General features: G+C 62.5%; 11 protein-coding genes. 7 read left to right on the forward strand and 4 right to left on the reverse strand.

Annotation, left to right across the window (positions count from 1 at the left end; all coding sequences use genetic code 11):
- Positions 1 to 312: 312 nt before the first annotated feature.
- The gene (locus AC1Q80_RS16265) at positions 313 to 1,152 is read left to right on the forward strand and encodes a COG3904 family protein (RefSeq protein WP_492361113.1); all 840 of its coding nucleotides are present in this window, start codon (positions 313 to 315) and stop codon (positions 1,150 to 1,152) included.
- Here AC1Q80_RS16265 and AC1Q80_RS16270 read toward each other — a convergent pair.
- A complete protein-coding gene (locus tag AC1Q80_RS16270) occupies positions 1,130 to 2,665 on the reverse strand; it encodes an MFS transporter (protein WP_492361114.1) in 1,536 nt (511 codons plus the stop codon). The two genes, AC1Q80_RS16265 and AC1Q80_RS16270, sit on opposite strands and share 23 nt — an antisense overlap.
- A 143-nt stretch (positions 2,666 to 2,808) precedes the next feature.
- On the opposite strand from AC1Q80_RS16270, the gene AC1Q80_RS16275 reads away from it, so the two are divergent.
- Both AC1Q80_RS16275 and AC1Q80_RS16280 read left to right on the forward strand, forming a co-directional pair.
- Positions 2,809 to 3,714 carry a LysR family transcriptional regulator gene (locus AC1Q80_RS16275; protein ID WP_492361115.1) on the forward strand — a complete coding sequence of 302 codons (906 nt, stop codon included), beginning with the start codon at positions 2,809 to 2,811 and terminating at the stop codon, positions 3,712 to 3,714.
- A 181-nt stretch (positions 3,715 to 3,895) separates the two neighbouring features.
- Positions 3,896 to 5,965 carry a prolyl oligopeptidase family serine peptidase gene (locus AC1Q80_RS16280; RefSeq protein WP_492361116.1) on the forward strand — a complete coding sequence of 690 codons (2,070 nt, stop codon included), beginning with the start codon at positions 3,896 to 3,898 and terminating at the stop codon, positions 5,963 to 5,965.
- A gap of 25 nt (positions 5,966 to 5,990) precedes the next feature.
- Here AC1Q80_RS16280 and AC1Q80_RS16285 read toward each other — a convergent pair whose 3' ends face one another.
- Positions 5,991 to 6,668, reverse strand: a complete 678-nt coding sequence (locus AC1Q80_RS16285) for a DUF8692 domain-containing protein (RefSeq protein WP_492361117.1) — start codon at positions 6,666 to 6,668, stop codon at positions 5,991 to 5,993.
- A gap of 266 nt (positions 6,669 to 6,934) precedes the next feature.
- Between AC1Q80_RS16285 and AC1Q80_RS16290 the strand changes: the two genes are divergently transcribed.
- Positions 6,935 to 7,798, forward strand: coding sequence for an alpha/beta fold hydrolase (locus AC1Q80_RS16290; protein ID WP_492361118.1), 864 nt, complete (start codon positions 6,935 to 6,937; stop codon positions 7,796 to 7,798).
- 79 nt (positions 7,799 to 7,877) lie between these two features.
- Here the strand turns inward: AC1Q80_RS16290 and AC1Q80_RS16295 are convergent, their stop codons facing one another.
- Positions 7,878 to 9,572, reverse strand: coding sequence for a GMC family oxidoreductase (locus AC1Q80_RS16295; RefSeq protein ID WP_492361325.1), 1,695 nt, complete (start codon positions 9,570 to 9,572; stop codon positions 7,878 to 7,880).
- A gap of 193 nt (positions 9,573 to 9,765) precedes the next feature.
- Between AC1Q80_RS16295 and AC1Q80_RS16300 the strand changes: the two genes are divergently transcribed.
- Positions 9,766 to 10,713 carry a LysR family transcriptional regulator gene (locus tag AC1Q80_RS16300; RefSeq protein ID WP_173421508.1) on the forward strand — a complete coding sequence of 316 codons (948 nt, stop codon included), beginning with the start codon at positions 9,766 to 9,768 and terminating at the stop codon, positions 10,711 to 10,713.
- Between the two features lie 92 nt (positions 10,714 to 10,805).
- On the opposite strand, the gene AC1Q80_RS16305 is transcribed toward AC1Q80_RS16300, so the two are convergent.
- On the reverse strand, positions 10,806 to 11,252 hold the full coding sequence (locus AC1Q80_RS16305; protein ID WP_209789303.1) for a PRC-barrel domain-containing protein: 447 nt from the start codon (positions 11,250 to 11,252) through the stop codon (positions 10,806 to 10,808).
- A 321-nt stretch (positions 11,253 to 11,573) separates the two neighbouring features.
- Between AC1Q80_RS16305 and AC1Q80_RS16310 the strand changes: the two genes are divergently transcribed.
- The gene (locus AC1Q80_RS16310; protein WP_492361119.1) at positions 11,574 to 14,609 is read left to right on the forward strand and encodes a PAS domain-containing protein; all 3,036 of its coding nucleotides are present in this window, start codon (positions 11,574 to 11,576) and stop codon (positions 14,607 to 14,609) included.
- 176 nt (positions 14,610 to 14,785) lie between these two features.
- On the forward strand, positions 14,786 to 14,932 hold the full coding sequence (locus AC1Q80_RS16315; RefSeq protein ID WP_492361120.1) for a DUF1127 domain-containing protein: 147 nt from the start codon (positions 14,786 to 14,788) through the stop codon (positions 14,930 to 14,932).
- Positions 14,933 to 15,139: the final 207 nt, after the last annotated feature.

Here is a 15,139-nt window from a genome sequence, read left to right on the forward strand (position 1 = left end):
CCATGCTATCCTTGATTTCATTCTAAATGGGTGCAACCCGCATTCTCATTTCGCATTCCGGTGCACAATCTCCGAGGCCGCATCGGAAGCGCTGTTCGTTTCGATACTCATATTTGCAGCATAAAAATCTGTTTCGTCCGGCAACGCATCGGTGATGCAAGCGACCGGAAGATCGCACCGTTTCGAACGCCGAAGCGGAACCAGGCGGGGGCGGAACCAGGCGGGAGGAGGTGTGCTTCTTTGTTCGGCAGGGCATTTCCACGCGATCTATCTCAGCGTTCGTTGGCCATCGGCTGCCTGTCGGTTGGGCTCATGCTCTCAGCCACAACCGGTCGCGCATCGCAGCCGGAGGGCGCGGATATGCAGTTCTTCGTGGTGCGCAGCGGCCAGCCGGGGTGCGAGCCGACCTGCCCGGAATGGGTATCGGCAGAAGGCACTATCGTTGACGAAAGCCCGGCCCGCTTCAAGAAGCTGCTCAAAGCGCTCGGCAATCGTCGCCTGCCGATCGTGGTGACGTCGCCCGGCGGAGACGTCGATGCTGCGCTGGCGATCGGGCGCATGATCAGGGCGCGAAAGCTTGACGTGGCGGTCGGCAAGACCCGCTTCGTCGGCTGCCAGCCGGAGCAGCGGGATTGCAGGGCCAACGACGGCAAGGGCGCGCGTCACATCGGCATCGCCTATTCCGGGGAAGCCTATTGCAATTCGGCCTGTCCGCTGATGTTTGCCGGTGGAACGCGGCGCGTGGTCGGCGAGTGGGCGTTCCTGGGCGTGCACCAGATCACCACGACCTACGTTCAGATGGAAACGCAGTATCGGATGAAATACCGCGTCGTGAACGGCAAGAAGAAAGTCACCAGCAAGAAAGTCGTCGGCCGAAGGAATGTCGGCGGTTACAAGACCTATGAGATGAGCAAGGCGACCGAGCGCAAGCTGGAAACGTACCTCACGGACATGGGCGTCGACCGTGCCGTCGTCAATCTGATGAAGGTCACGCCCGCGACCGATATCCGCAAGATCGAGCCTGTCGCGATGCTGGAGATGAAGCTGACCACCGAACTGGGGGGCGTCGAATTCCTGACGTCGATCGAAGTCTGCGCGACGGTGCCGGCGGCTGCCAACTGCCGGGTGTTTACCTCGGTGGATCTGGAGTAGAGGCCGGCTTGCTCGCTACGGGCGCAAATGCCAGCCTGCCTTCACCGTGTTCAATTTCGGAGCCATCGCCTGACGACGCCGAGCGGAGGGCGAAAGCGCGACCCAAAACTGCAACGGCGACTGCCAGAAGAATGAGGCCGGCCGCGACTGCGAAGGTGACGCGCATGGCGGATGCGGCGGCCTCGGGTGATGCCGTGGCGATGTCGGAGGCCGCCGACGCCAGGGAAAATACCGCACCCATGACCGAGGCGCCGGTGACGAGCCCCAAGTTGCGCGACAGGTTGAGCATGCCTGAAATCACGCCGCGGCGATCCGGTGGCACGTCTGCCATGACGGCCGTGTTGTTGGCGGCCTGGAAGAAGGCGTAGCCGGCGGTAACGATGACGATGGGTGCAAGGTAGCCTGGGATGCCGAACGTTGTCGGCAGAATGGACAACCCGACGGCGCCAGTCGCGACTGCCGCCAGTCCGGCCAGTGTCACCGGTCGAGCGCCGGAGCGATCGACGAAGCGGCCCGCCGGAACGCCGCTGATTGCCGCCACGACCGGGCCGACCGCCATGACCAGCCCGATCACGGCCGGATCGAGCCCCAGAGCGCGGGTGAGATAAAAGGGACCGACAACCAAAGTCGTCATCATGACCGTCGAGACCAGCCCATTGGTGATCAGGTTCGCGCTCAAGGCCGGATCGCGAAATGTCGTCGGGCGTATCAATGGAGAGGCGACCTTTGTCTCGATCATTGCAAAAGCCCCGACGCCCAGGGCCGCCGCCAATAGAAGTACGCCATTGAGCAGACCGAAGTGGCCGCGCCCGATGGTCATGGCAAGCGCGTAGGCGGTAAGCGTCGATGCCAGCACGAGCGTACCGGGGAAATCGAAGCGAGCGTCCGCGCGTGTCGTGGCCTTGCGGTCGGCAGGCAGATGACGACGCGCGACCCCATATGTCAGGATACCGAGCGGCACGTTGATGAGGAAAAGTGCACGCCAGCCGAAGCCGGCAATCAGCGCGCCGCCGAGGGGCGGCCCCAGTGCAGTGCCGATGGCGGACATCGTTCCGAGTAAACCCATGGCGCTGCCGGTGCGTGCCTTCGGTACTGTTTCTGCAACGAAGGCCATGGTGAGCGCCATCATGACCGCCGCGCCGAGCCCCTGTGCCGCGCGCGCGACGATCAGCAGCCAAAGCGTCGGGGCAAGGCCGCTCAATCCAGAGGCCAGCGTGAAGACCGCGACGCCACCGAGCAGCAGCCGGCGCCGCCCGACAATGTCGCCGAGCCGACCGACGCCGACGATCAGTGCGGTGATTGCGAGCAGATAGGCAAGGACCACCCATTGCACGTCCTGGAATGGCGCCTGGAAAACATGGGCGAGCGTCGGCAGGCCGACATTGGCGATGCTGGTGCCGAGTGCGGACAACAACATGGAGAGCGACAGGCCGATGAGTGACCACCGGACGGACCGCGTCCGTTCGCCACCTTCGAAACTTGACCCGGTGGGTGCTGAAACATCTCTTTTCAAGACTAACTCCATCTGCTGGCAATTCTCCGAATTGGAGCTGTCAGAAGCCTAGGTCTTTACGCGGCATGGCGGAACACGCATGGTTTGCACTTTATTCATGCATATGACGCCACATCCCGATGACACTGCGCTATAATGGGTGGATGTCGAAACCTGATCTCAATCTGCTGGTTCAACTTGACGTCCTGCTCGCGGAGGGCAGCGTCGCGCGTGCGGCCGAACGGTTGCGGCTCAGTCCTTCGGCCATGAGCCGGGCGCTGGCGCGGCTGAGAGAAGTGACGGGAGACCCGCTTCTGGTGCGGGCGGGACGCGGCCTTGTTCCGACGCCGCGGGCGCTGGAGTTGCGCGAACGCGTCGGTCAACTCGTCGATGACGCCGAGGCGGTCCTGCGCCCGGTGGACATGCTGGAGCTCAGTCGGCTCGTTCGGACTTTCACATTGCGCACGAGCGAGGGGTTCGTGGAGAACTTCGGTCCAGACCTCCTCCGGCGCATCACCTCTGAAGCGCCAGGCGTCAACCTGCGCTTCCTGCCAAAGCCGAACAAGGAGAGCACCGCGCTGCGCGACGGTAGCGTCGATCTGGAAACCGGTGTGATCGGGGCTTCGATCGGCCCTGAAGTGCGCACGCAGGCCCTGTTCCGCGACCGCTTCATCGGTGCCGTCAGCAAAGAGCATCCCTTGAACCAGGGCGCGGTGACGACGGCCAGCTATGCCGGCGGCCGGCACGTGCTCGTTTCCCGGCGCGGCCTTGACCGGGGTCCTATCGACGACGCCCTGGAAACGCTCGGTTTGGCGCGGCAGATTGTCATCACGGTGGGAGGCTTCTCGTCGGCGCTGGCGCTGGCGCGAGGATCGGACCTGATCGCCAGCGTGCCAGAGCGGCATACCGGAAATCTGCGCGCCGGCATGTATAGTTTTGCACTACCGGTCCCGGTGCCCGAGGTTACGGTTTCGATGCTCTGGCACCCCCGGCTCGATGCCGATCCGGCGCATCGATGGCTGCGCGGCTGCGTTCGGGAGGCTTGCCTGGAACAGCTTGCCGATCACTGAATGGGTGGGTCGTTCGGGCTTGGCGTGGCCGAGGCTGCCGGGCGACCAATTTGCAAGCCATGCCGGCCCAACATTCGTCCGCCTTTAATCGGCCTTTGACATTGCAAAGCCAGGTGACGAGACAACATATACCGCTGCGGCACCTCGCGATTGCCCTTCTGATGTTGCCTCTGGAGATTTCATGACCAAACCCATCCACGCACCGCTTCCCACGATTGGCGAAGATCCGTTCCTTTGGTTGGAGGACAGGACGTCCAAACCGGCGCTCGACTGGGTTCATGGTCAGAACGCGCGGACGAAGGAGAGGCTGCAGGGTGATGTTTCGTATCCGCCGCAGTACGAAACGGCGCTGGAACTGATGACCGCAGAGGACAACATCGCTGTCGGCTATGAGCTGCGCGGCCATGTCTACAATTTCTGGCAGGACAAGGCCAACGTCCTCGGCCTCTGGCGTCGCACCCCTGTCGCCTCCTACAAGACCGACAAGCCGGAGTGGCAGACGATCATCGACTTCGACGCGCTTTCGGCAAAGGAGGGCGTCAGATGGGTGTTCAGCGGCGCGCGCCGTCTCTATCCGGATTTCAGCCGTTGCCTCCTGAACCTGTCGCCGGATGGCGGCGATGCCAGTGAAATGCGCGAGTTCGACATCGAAAACGGGACCTTCGTCGAGGGCGGATTTCAAGCCCCAGTTTCAAAATCGAGTTTCAGCTGGCTCGATATCGATACGGTCATCGTCGCAGCCGCATTCGAGGCGGAAGAGAGAACGCAATCCGGCTATCCTCGCGTGGTCAAATTGTGGAAACGCGGAACGAGCCTCGCCGAGGCGGTACCGATCTTCGAGGGGCAGGTCGACGATCTTGCTGTCGGCGGGGCACTCGAGTTCGACGGCGACGCGCAATACCTGCTGCTGACGCGATCGATCGACTTCTACTCCGGCCATCATTTTGTCAGGCTGGCTTCGGGCGAAAACCGGCGGCTGCCGTTGCCGGACGATGTCGGCGACATCGCCCTTTTGAAGGGTCAAATGGTCTTCGGCGTGCGCAGCCCCTGGTCGGCCCCGGGCGGAACGACATGCCTGCCGGACGGGCTCTACGCCTTCGATTTCACGCGCTGGCTGGAGACCGGTGACATTGGTGGCATCGAGACGGTGCTGGCGCCTGCAGCGCGCGTTTCGATCGCGCATGTCGCGAGCACACGCGACCGGCTCTTCGTCAGTCTCATGGACAATGTTCGCGGTCGGGTGGTGTTTGCGGAGCGCGGTGTGCGCGGGTGGTCGCTCACTCCGGTTGCCTTGCCCGAAAACGGCAATGTCGACATCAGCCACATCAATCAGTTCGGCTCCAGTGTCTCGTTCTCCTTCACCGACTTCCTGACGCCGAGCTCGATCATCTGGTCCGACGACGACGGCGATACGCTGACGACGGTCAAGGCTCAGCCCGCACGTTTTGATGCATCCGCACTGGTCTCGGAGCAGTTCGAGGCACGCTCGAGAGATGGCACGCTCGTTCCCTATTTTGTCGTTCGGCGTCGCGACCAGCAGGAGCCGGTGCCGGCCTTGCTGTACGGCTATGGCGGCTTCGAAGTTCCGCTTCTGCCTGCCTATGCCGGTCTGCGCGGCAAGCTGTGGCTCGAAAAGGGCTATGCCTACGTCCAGGCCAACATCCGCGGTGGTGGCGAGTTCGGTCCGCGGTGGCACCAGGCGGCACTCAGGGACAAGCGGCAGAACGCGTTCGACGACTTTGCCGCCGTTGCCGAAGATCTGGTGCGCCGCGGTATCTCGACCCCTTCGATGCTTGGCATTCAAGGCGGGTCGAATGGTGGCTTGCTCACCGGCGTTTCCCTGGTCCAGCGGCCCGAGCTTTTCGGTGCCGTCATCATCGAAGTGCCTTTGCTCGACATGCTTCGTTATACGGAATTGCCGCCGGGCGCGTCCTGGATGGCCGAATACGGCGATCCGTCGAAGCCCGAGGAGGCGGCGTGGCTGGCAACCTATTCTCCCTATCAGCACGTCGCTGACGACGCCGATTATCCGCCCGTGCTGCTGACGACGTCCACCGCCGACGACCGGGTGCATCCCGGCCATGCGCGCAAGATGGCGGCGCGCCTGCAGGCCGCCGGTCACGCGAATGTGCTGTTCTTCGAGGAAACGGAAGGCGGCCATGGCGGGCGCGGCGACCGCCGGATACAGGCAGCGCAGACTGCGATGAAGTATGTCTTCCTGGAGCAGGCGCTGACGGGCGCGACGAAGTGACCGCAGCATCAGCCGATGCCGGCTTCTATCTGATGGCGGTTCGTCTCGACGCCCCGCCATGTCGCAGCGCCTGGTGGCTGATCGCGACGAGATAGGTGGTCAGGAACAGGATGCCGATGAGCTTGAAGGCCTCTTCGACGAAGGTCGCTCCGCCGACATGGATCGGGGCCATATCGGCGGCGAAGGACAGGCCCATCGACAGCACCGAAGCGACAAGCAGCAATCGCGGTGTTGCCGCCCGAACGGTGTAGGCGCAATAGCAGAGCGCACCGAGCAGGATCATATGCGGCACGAGAACGACTTCTTCCGGTATGCCCATGGTCGCCACCGCCTCGTGCAGCATGAGGAAATCGTCGATACCCATCAGGGTTGAAAACAGCCCTCCGGCGAGCAACGTCCGCCGAAGAGCCGTGGTCCCCGCGTCAAACGTTGCCGCAAAGGCCTGGAGTGCCGCGGCCGCGCCGACGATCCACATGATGACCCCGATGTTGGAGACGATGCCGAAATAGCCGGGGTTGCGGGCGATCGCGTTCGGGTCGCGAACGAGATCGTAGTAATCGATGCCGAAGACCCTGTCGGCGACAACGAGCGATGCGAGAATGACGACGGAAACAAGGAGGACGGCGATGATCGTGCCGGCCTCCGATCGATGCCACCTGCCGGTCGGTGCCGGGGGCGAATGCGTCTGTGCCTTGGCACTCATGGCGTCTCGTCCTCGCATTGTCGTGGCAAACATGAACCGAATGGGGCGATCCGGCCTCTTGTTTGTGACAGTTTTGTGACTTTGGATGCTTTTGGCTGCACGCGGCGGAGGCGAACGTGTTTCGCAGGTGGCCCAAAACCGGGTGTTGCATGGGGCTAGAGCGCGCGGTTGCGAAAAAAATCGCAGGGACCGTGTCGGCTCGCGCGGGTCCCGCTCGTCCTATTGTCAGCGTTGGTGAAGACGCGTGAAACCGCGAGGAAAGAGATATGTTTCGTATTGCCCTTATCGCCGCAGCCCTCATCATTGCCGGGCCGGCACTTGCCGGCAGCCAGCCGGTCGGTGAGCGGGTCGAAGTCAACGGCATGAAGATGTATTATGAGGTGTCCGGCGAAGGCGAGCCGCTGATCGTCCTGCACGGCGCCTATATGAACATTCCATCGATGGGCGCGATCATTCCCAATCTTGCCGAGACCAACAAGGTCTACGCGATCGAGTTCCAGGGGCATGGCCGCACGACCGACATCGACCGGCCGATCACTTATCCAAATCTCGCCGACGACGTGGCGGCATTCATGGACGCCGTCGGCGTCAAGAAGGCCGATGTCTTCGGCTACTCGATGGGGGCGGCTGCCGGGCTGCAGCTCGCCATCCGCCATCCCGAAAAGGTCAACAAGCTGGCGGCAGCTTCCGTCGGCTACGACGCCGAGGGCTGGCAGCCGGAATTCAAGGCCTTCATCCCGCAGATGAACGTCGAAATGTTCGTCGGCATGCCTTTCGCTGAGGACTATCGCAAGCTTGCTGCCAATCCCGACGGCTTCCCTGCGCTCGTCGCCAAGCTGATCGCGCTCGAGAAGGAGCCGATGGCCTGGGAAAAGGACGTCAAGGCGATGAAGACGCCCGTCCTGATCATTGCCGGCGATGCCGATGTCGCAACCCTGGAACATACGGTCGCGATGTTCCGGCTGCTTGGCGGTGGTGGCATGGGCGACATGGGCAAGCCGTTGCCGGCGTCGCGCCTCGCCATCCTGCCTGCCACTTCGCACACGGCCGTCATCAATCAGCCGGAGCTGCTGGAAGCTCTGGTCGTGCCTTTCTTCAAGGGCGAGACGCCAAAGGGGATGTTCCAATAGCAAGTACCGGTGCGCCTTGTCCTTTCAGGCGAGGCGCATCCGTCATAAGCGTCGTGAGGCCGCCCTCAGGGTAGCCCCTCTAGGCCCGGGTTTGAGCGTCTGCGATAATCCAGCGTGCGGCCTTCTCCGCGATCATCATGGTCGGCGCGCTGGTGTTGCCGCTGGTGATGGTCGGCATCACGCTTGCATCGACCACGCGCAGTCCCTCGATGCCGCGAACCCGAAGCCGGCTGTCGACGACAGCCATGCCGTCGTCCTTGCCGCCCATTCTGGCGGTGCCGACGGGATGAAAGATGGTGTTGGCGATATCGCCGGCCAGTTTCGCCAGTTCGCCATCGCTCTGGAATTCTATCCCGGGCTTCCATTCGACCGGCTGGTATCGTGAAAGCGCCGGCTGGCTGACGATCGACCGGATCTGCCGGATGCTGTCGGCAGCGATCCTGCGGTCTTCGTCGGTGCTGAGATAATTCGGGGCAATGGCTGGCGGATCGCCACGGTGACGCGAGCGGATCCGCACGTGGCCACGGCTTGTCGGATTGAGATTGCAGACGCTGGCGGTAAAGGCCGGGAAGCTGTGCAGGGGCTCGCCGAAGGCATCGAGGCTGAGTGGTTGCACGTGATATTCCAGGTTGGCATGGGCGCGGTCGGGGTCGGAGCGGGTGAAGGCGCCCAGCTGCGACGGTGACATGCTCATCGGTCCGCTGCGCTTCAGCACATATTCGAGCCCGATCCGCGCCTTGCCAACGAGATTGCTCGCCAGCGTGTTCAGCGTCTTCGCGTTCTTCACCTTGAAGACGGCGCGGATCTGCAGGTGGTCCTGCAGGTTCTCGCCGACACCGGGGAGCTCTTTTTCGACAGGGATGCCCATGGCCTGCGACAGCCCGGCCGGTCCGATGCCCGAGAGCTGCAGGATCTGCGGCGAGCCGATGGCGCCTGCCGAGAGAATGACCTCGGCGGTCGCCCGAACGGTCACCTTGGCGCTGCCATGGTAGAGCGAGACGCCCGTACAGCGCTTGGCCCCGTCCGCTGACGTTTCTATCGCCAGCGTCTCGACTTCGGCCTCGGTCCAGACGACCAGATTGCGGCGATGCCGCACCGGCCGCAGGAACGCCTTGGAGGTGTTCAAGCGCCAGCCCGCCTTCTGGTTGACCTCGAAGTAACCGACGCCCTCGTTGTCGCCGCTGTTGAAGTCCGTCGATCGCGGAATGCCCGCCTCGACTGCGGCTTCCGCGAAGGATTCGAGGATATCCCACTTCAGTCGCTGCTTTTCGATGCGCCACTCGCCGCCGCGGCCATGCATGTCGGAAAAGCGGCTGTTGTCGCCGGTTGCCGGATCGGCGCCATCGTCGAGCCGGTAGTGATCCTCATGGGCCTTGAAATCGCCCAGAGAATTCTCCCAGGACCATTCGCGGTCGTTGGTCTGGGCTGCCCAGCTTTCATAGTCGCGCGATTGCCCGCGCATGTAGATCATGCCGTTGATCGAAGAACAGCCGCCAAGGGTCTTGCCGCGCGGATAGCGCAGCGAGCGACCGTTCAATCCCGCTTCCGGTTCGGTCTTGTAGAGCCAGTCGGTTCGCGGATTGCCGATGCAATAGAGATAGCCGACGGGAATATGGATCCAGGGATAGTTGTCGCGCCGGCCTGCCTCGATCAGCAGCACCCGCTTGCCGGGGTCGCGGCTGAGGCGGTTGGCAAGCAGGCAACCGGCCGAGCCGGCTCCGACGATCACATAGTCGAAAACGGCGGCGTCAGCAGTCGAGGCGTAGGGCTTCATCGCAAGCATTTCCCAATCCGGCGAAAGGGGATGAACGAGCCGCAGCTTGCACTGTGCAGCGGACCAAGATCATCCCACTTTTATAACGTTCATCAGCGATCGCAGCATTGCGATCCTCCCAAAGATCAGTAAACGGCTACCCGATCACGAAATCCAATGATAAATAGAGCTCGGCATTATAAAGGAAATTTATATGGCTGATCATCTGGATCTGCGATTGCTAAGGGCCTTCGTCACCGTGGCGCGGGAAGGCAACGTCACTCGGGCGTCCGAATTGCTGCATCTGACTCAGCCTGCCGTCAGCCTGCAAGTGAAGCGCTTGTCGCAGGAGCTCGGGCTCACGCTGTTTCACCGAACAGCCAGCGGGCTTGAACTGACCCGCGATGGCGCGCTGCTGGCGGCCAAGGGCGAACAGGTGCTGGCGTCGGTGACCGAGTTTCGGCAGACGGCCATGCATCTGACGGCGCAGCTTCGCGGCACGCTCAGGATCGGCACGATCATCGACCCGGAATTCACCCGGCTCGGCGCTTTCCTCCAGGCACTGGTCGAAAGTGGTCCGGGCATCGAAACGACGCTGCGCCAGGGCATGAGCGGTGAAGTCGCGACCGGTTTGAAGCGCAACGAACTCGATGTCGGGTTTTTTCTCGGCGACCTCGATGATTTCGGGACGAGTACAGATGCGTTGGCTGGCGAGACCGATGCGCAGTTCTTCGTCAAGCCGCTGTCGCGGCTGACCTATCGCGTCGTCGCACCTCCGGCCTTTGCCGGCATCGTCGCGGACAAGGAGTGGAGCGAGCTTGCAGGCCTGCCCTGGATCGGAACGCCGCCGGCGTCGGTCCACCATCGGCTGCTTGCGCGGAAACTCGGCGGCCTGAACCTCAGGCAGAACGTGGTCGCTCTGGTCGATCAGGAAACGTCGATGTTGGCCATGGTGCGCACCGGGCTCGGGCTCAGCCTCTGCCGGGAGTCGATTGCGCTCAGCGAGCAACAGGCAAACGGGCTTGTCATCGCCAACCGGGTCAAGCTCGAAACCACGCTCGGCTTTGTCTGTCTTCGGCCCCGGCGCACCGATCCCAACGTCGCGCTGGCGTTTGACGTCATCGACAGGATATGGCGAACGGACCGCAGAGACACCGCCTGACGATCGTCATCGCAACGGCACGTCCACCTGCACCGGGCTTGAAGCCCGGTGCAGGTGGACGCTCAGCCAGCGATGGGGCTGGCTTCGCCTGCCTACTTCTTCAGTTTGGAGTAGTCGAGTTTCGGCGCTTTCGTCAGATCGTCCTTGGTGGTGTCGACATAGGCCTTCCAGGCACCGTCCTCTTCGGCAAGGGCAATCGACGCGGGGTCGAGAACGACGTAGCTCTCCCCGACGCCAAGAAAGCCGCCGACGCTGGCGACGACGCCGATAACCGACTTGCCGCCGCCGATGACGACGTCGGAAATCTCGCCGATCGTTTCGTCATTCTTGTTGTAGAGATCGACGCCGATGAGCTTGGACACGACCAGGTCGCTGTCCTGGATGTTGACGTATTTCAGCGGCATCGTCGCAGCCTTGCCCATGGTCAGGCCCGGGCCGGCCAACGTTGCGTCGGCGCCCGTTGCGGCGGCTTCCTGTGCCAGGGCTGCGGACGCAGACAGGGAGAAAACGGTCGCGGCAACGATGGGAAACAACTTCATATGAAACTCCTGCATGATACCGGCAGTTGATCTGCCGTGACAGGTCGATAACGGCCTTCCGTCCGAAGTGTTCCGCTACCCATCTGAAAAGTATCGCTTTTCGTCCGCGCTGCTTACGCAGCTGGTCATGCCGACGATCGCTGATCGGCCGCGGACGCCTGCTTTCGATTGTGTTTCGAAATATCTCTCGGCGGACTTGAACTTCGACCGAAATCGGACATTTAACGTAGCTTCTTGCCCGCAGGGCCCTTCGGGCCAACCAACGCTTTCATTGCACTCTCAACTGCCTGCAGACCCCGTCGCGGCGCTACGAAATGAACCATGGACACCACGCTCACGCCGCCGCTTGTTTTCGTCAGTTCCGACAATGTGATTTCCGGTTGGAGCGAAGGGGCTCAACGCCTGCTCGGTTGGTCTCGCGACGACGTGGTCGGGCAGCCTCTGTCGACGATTTTCGATGAACTTGGTTTTTTCATCGGTTCGACCGGCCCCCAGGATCTCGACGCCGAAAAAGTGCCGTCTCCGGATGGTGGGTCCGTATGGGCGCTGAGAGGCAACGGCCGGCAACTGCTGGAAGAGCAGCTTGAGCTGACCTTTGCCAATGCCGATGTCATCGGCGCCTGGGACTGGGACATTGCCGCTGATCGGGTGGTCGCTGACACGCGCTTCGCACAGGTGTTTGGCGTTGATCCCGAGAGAGCCAGAGAGGGGCTGCCATTGGCGCACTTTGCCGCCGGCATCCACCCGGACGATCGGGCACGGGTGACCCGGGAGATCGAGGTTGCGGTTGCTGGCGGTCCCGCGTTCAACAGTGAATATCGCATCCTTCGGTCCGATGGATCGCTGTCGCATGTCCTGGCGCGGGGTCGGCTGGTCCAGGCCAAGGGTCATCGGCCGGCGCGCTTCCCGGGTGTCCTGTTCGACGTCACCGCCCGCAGATTGGCCGAGAGCGATGCCCACGCGAACCGCCAGCGTTATCGATCGCTGTTCGAAATGCTGCCTGACGGCTTTTGCGTCATCAAGATGATCTGGGATGCGGATGGGGTGCCGGTCGACTACGAATTTCTTGAGGTCAATTCCGCGTTCGAAAAGCACACGGGCATCACTTCGGCCATCGGCAAACGCGTGCGCCGCGATGTCGCCGCCGACCATGAACAATACTGGTTCGATATTTACGGCAAAGTGGCCCGAACCGGTGAGCCGGTCAGCTTCGAGAACTCCGCCGAGGCGCTTGGCCGGTGGTATCAAGTCCAGGCCTTTCCGATCGATGGTTTGGGATCGGAACATGTCGCCGTTCTCTTCAGCGACGTTACCGACCGCCGACGCACAGAAGTGGCGTTGAAGGCAAGCGAGGCGGAGTTCAGAACACTGTCGCAATCGATGCTCAACCACGTCTGGACGGCAAGACCGGATGGTCAGCTAGACTGGTTCAACGATCGCGTGCTCGCGTTCAGCGGCAAGAGCGCCGGGGAGCTTGCGGGCAACGGGTGGGCGTCGATCGTGCATCCGGACGATTTGGAGACGGCGGCGGCAGCCTGGTCGGCGGCAGTGGCAGGAAATGAGGTCTACCAGACGGAGTTTCGCATTCGCAGGGCTGACGGCCGTTATCGCTGGCACCTGGTCAGGGCCGTTCCGGTCCGGGGCGAGTGCGGCGAGATGCGCCGTTGGGTCGGCACCAACACCGACATCGATCACGCAAAGAAGAACGAGGCGGCTCTGGCGGATCTGAACGCGACGCTCGAAGAGCGGATCGCCGAGCGCAGTGAGCAGCTGCTCCTGTCGCAAAAGGCGCTGCAGCAGTCGCAGAAGATGGAGACCATCGGCAAGCTGACCGGCGGGGTGGCGCACGACTTCAACAACCTGCTGCAGGTTGTTGCCGGAAATCTCCAGCTTCTTTCGAGGGACGTCTCAGGCAACGAGCGGGCGGCGAGCCGGGTCGACAATGCCCTGGCGGGCGTCGCTCGCGGTGCGAAACTCGCGAGCCAGTTGCTGGCCTTCGGCCGGCGGCAGGCGCTGGAACCCAAGATCATCAATGTCGGCCGCTTCGTCAAAGGCATGGACGATCTGCTGCGCCGTTCGATCGGCGAGGGCGTCGATATAGAAGTGATCGTTGCCGGTGGGCTCTGGAACACACTCGCGGATCCAACCCAGGTGGAAAACGCGCTCCTCAACCTGGCGATCAACGCGCGCGACGCCATGGACGGTGCCGGCAAGCTGACCATCGAAGTCGGCAACGCTTTCCTCGACGATCACTACGCGGCAACGCATCCCGATGTGAGCGCCGGCCAATACGTTATTCTCGCCGTGTCCGATACCGGATCCGGGATGCCGCCCGGCATCCTCGAGCAGGTCTTCGAACCGTTTTTCTCGACCAAGCCCGAAGGCAAGGGGACGGGCCTCGGCCTTTCCATGGTTTATGGCTTTGCCAAGCAGTCCAACGGCCATGTGAAGATTTATAGCGAAGTCGGCCATGGAACGACGGTCAAGCTGTACCTGCCGAGAGAGATTGCCGAGGAAGCGCGCGAAACGGTCGTCCATACCGCCGGCCCTGCCGTCGGCGGAACGGAAACCGTGCTCGTGGTGGAGGACGACGACGATGTCCGCGACACCGTGGTCGAGACGCTCAGCGATCTTGGCTACCGCGTGCTGACGGCGCGCGACGCGCAGAGCGGATTGTCGGTGGTGGAAAGCGGTATCGCCATCGATGTGCTCTTCACAGACGTGGTGATGCCGGGAACATTGAAGAGCCCGGAAATGGCAAAGCTCGCCAAGGCGCGCCTTCCAAATCTCGTGGTGCTGTTTACCTCAGGCTATACCGAGAATTCGATCGTGCACGGCGGAAAGCTCGACCATGGCGTCGAGCTTTTGTCGAAGCCCTATACCCGCGAGGCGCTGGACCGTCGCATTCGGCATCTTCTGGCCAACAGTCGGCAGGCGATGCAGCGCGAGCGTGACGCGGCCACGAATGCGCCTGGGGAGGAACGCTTGCCGCTGAAGCTTCTTCTCGTCGAGGACGATTTTCTCATTCGCATGAATACGGCGGAGGTGCTGCGCGACCTCGGCCACGACGTGATCGAAGCGGGGACTGCGGCGCAGGCGATTTCGGCGGCAGAAGCGACAAGCATCGACATCCTGCTGACCGACATCGGCCTGCCGGATATGCAGGGCGGCGATCTGGCCGTGGCGGTACGCGAGATCCGTCCCGGCATTGGAATTGTCTTTGCCACGGGCGAAACGTCGATGCCACCGGGCGCGGATCCGTCCGCCGTTCTGTTGGTCAAGCCTTACAACGAGCGAAGTCTGAAACGGGCGATAGACAGCGCCAGCGTGCGCGAGACCGACGCGGCGCGGTCCTGACCCTATGGATGCTGCAGTCCCCTTGGGAACAACGATCCATGCACGGCTTGCAGGGGTGGGCTGAGGTCTTGGCGCTACTGCCGGCGGGGGTGATCGCCTATATTCCTCTCATCGAAGCGAACGAAGCGCCAAGGACTGGCAGCTGAGCTTCGAAAGCCCAAGGAAAGGGGATCATCATGAACGTAGCACGCTCTTTCAACAACTGGCTCAAGTACCGGCAGACGGTCTCCGAACTGGGCCGCATGTCCTCGCGTGAACTGCGCGACCTCGGCATCGAACGCGCCGACATCCAGAGCATTGCCCGGACTGCCTACGGCCGCTAATCGCGCCTGAGACAATTGACCAATTCACGAAGCGCCTGCTCGGCAACGAGCGGGCGCGCTTTTGTTTTGTCGGTCCATCGGCTGCGAGGCGAAATCGACGGTTGGCCAAAGGGTGGCCGCGTCACGTCTTTGGCCGAGCTGATTTCCTTGGCGGCTGCGCTCGTCTTGGTACCATCTTTTATTGAAACGACGCCGTGTCGCAATGCG

The organism is Ensifer sp. GW823-FHT05D09 (assembly GCF_058795755.1).

What these genes read in the sequence shown, in the direction of transcription:
- AC1Q80_RS16265 (WP_492361113.1), top strand. Translation starts at nt 313, where the DNA reads ATGCTCTCAGCCACAACCGGTCGCGCATCGCAGCCGGAGGGCGCGGAT.
- AC1Q80_RS16275 (WP_492361115.1), top strand. Translation starts at nt 2,809, where the DNA reads ATGTCGAAACCTGATCTCAATCTGCTGGTTCAACTTGACGTCCTGCTC.
- AC1Q80_RS16280 (WP_492361116.1), top strand. Translation starts at nt 3,896, where the DNA reads ATGACCAAACCCATCCACGCACCGCTTCCCACGATTGGCGAAGATCCG.
- AC1Q80_RS16285 (WP_492361117.1), bottom strand. Translation starts at nt 6,668, where the DNA reads ATGAGTGCCAAGGCACAGACGCATTCGCCCCCGGCACCGACCGGCAGG.
- AC1Q80_RS16290 (WP_492361118.1), top strand. Translation starts at nt 6,935, where the DNA reads ATGTTTCGTATTGCCCTTATCGCCGCAGCCCTCATCATTGCCGGGCCG.
- AC1Q80_RS16295 (WP_492361325.1), bottom strand. Translation starts at nt 9,572, where the DNA reads ATGAAGCCCTACGCCTCGACTGCTGACGCCGCCGTTTTCGACTATGTG.
- AC1Q80_RS16300 (WP_173421508.1), top strand. Translation starts at nt 9,766, where the DNA reads ATGGCTGATCATCTGGATCTGCGATTGCTAAGGGCCTTCGTCACCGTG.
- AC1Q80_RS16305 (WP_209789303.1), bottom strand. Translation starts at nt 11,252, where the DNA reads ATGAAGTTGTTTCCCATCGTTGCCGCGACCGTTTTCTCCCTGTCTGCG.
- AC1Q80_RS16310 (WP_492361119.1), top strand. Translation starts at nt 11,574, where the DNA reads ATGGACACCACGCTCACGCCGCCGCTTGTTTTCGTCAGTTCCGACAAT.
- AC1Q80_RS16315 (WP_492361120.1), top strand. Translation starts at nt 14,786, where the DNA reads ATGAACGTAGCACGCTCTTTCAACAACTGGCTCAAGTACCGGCAGACG.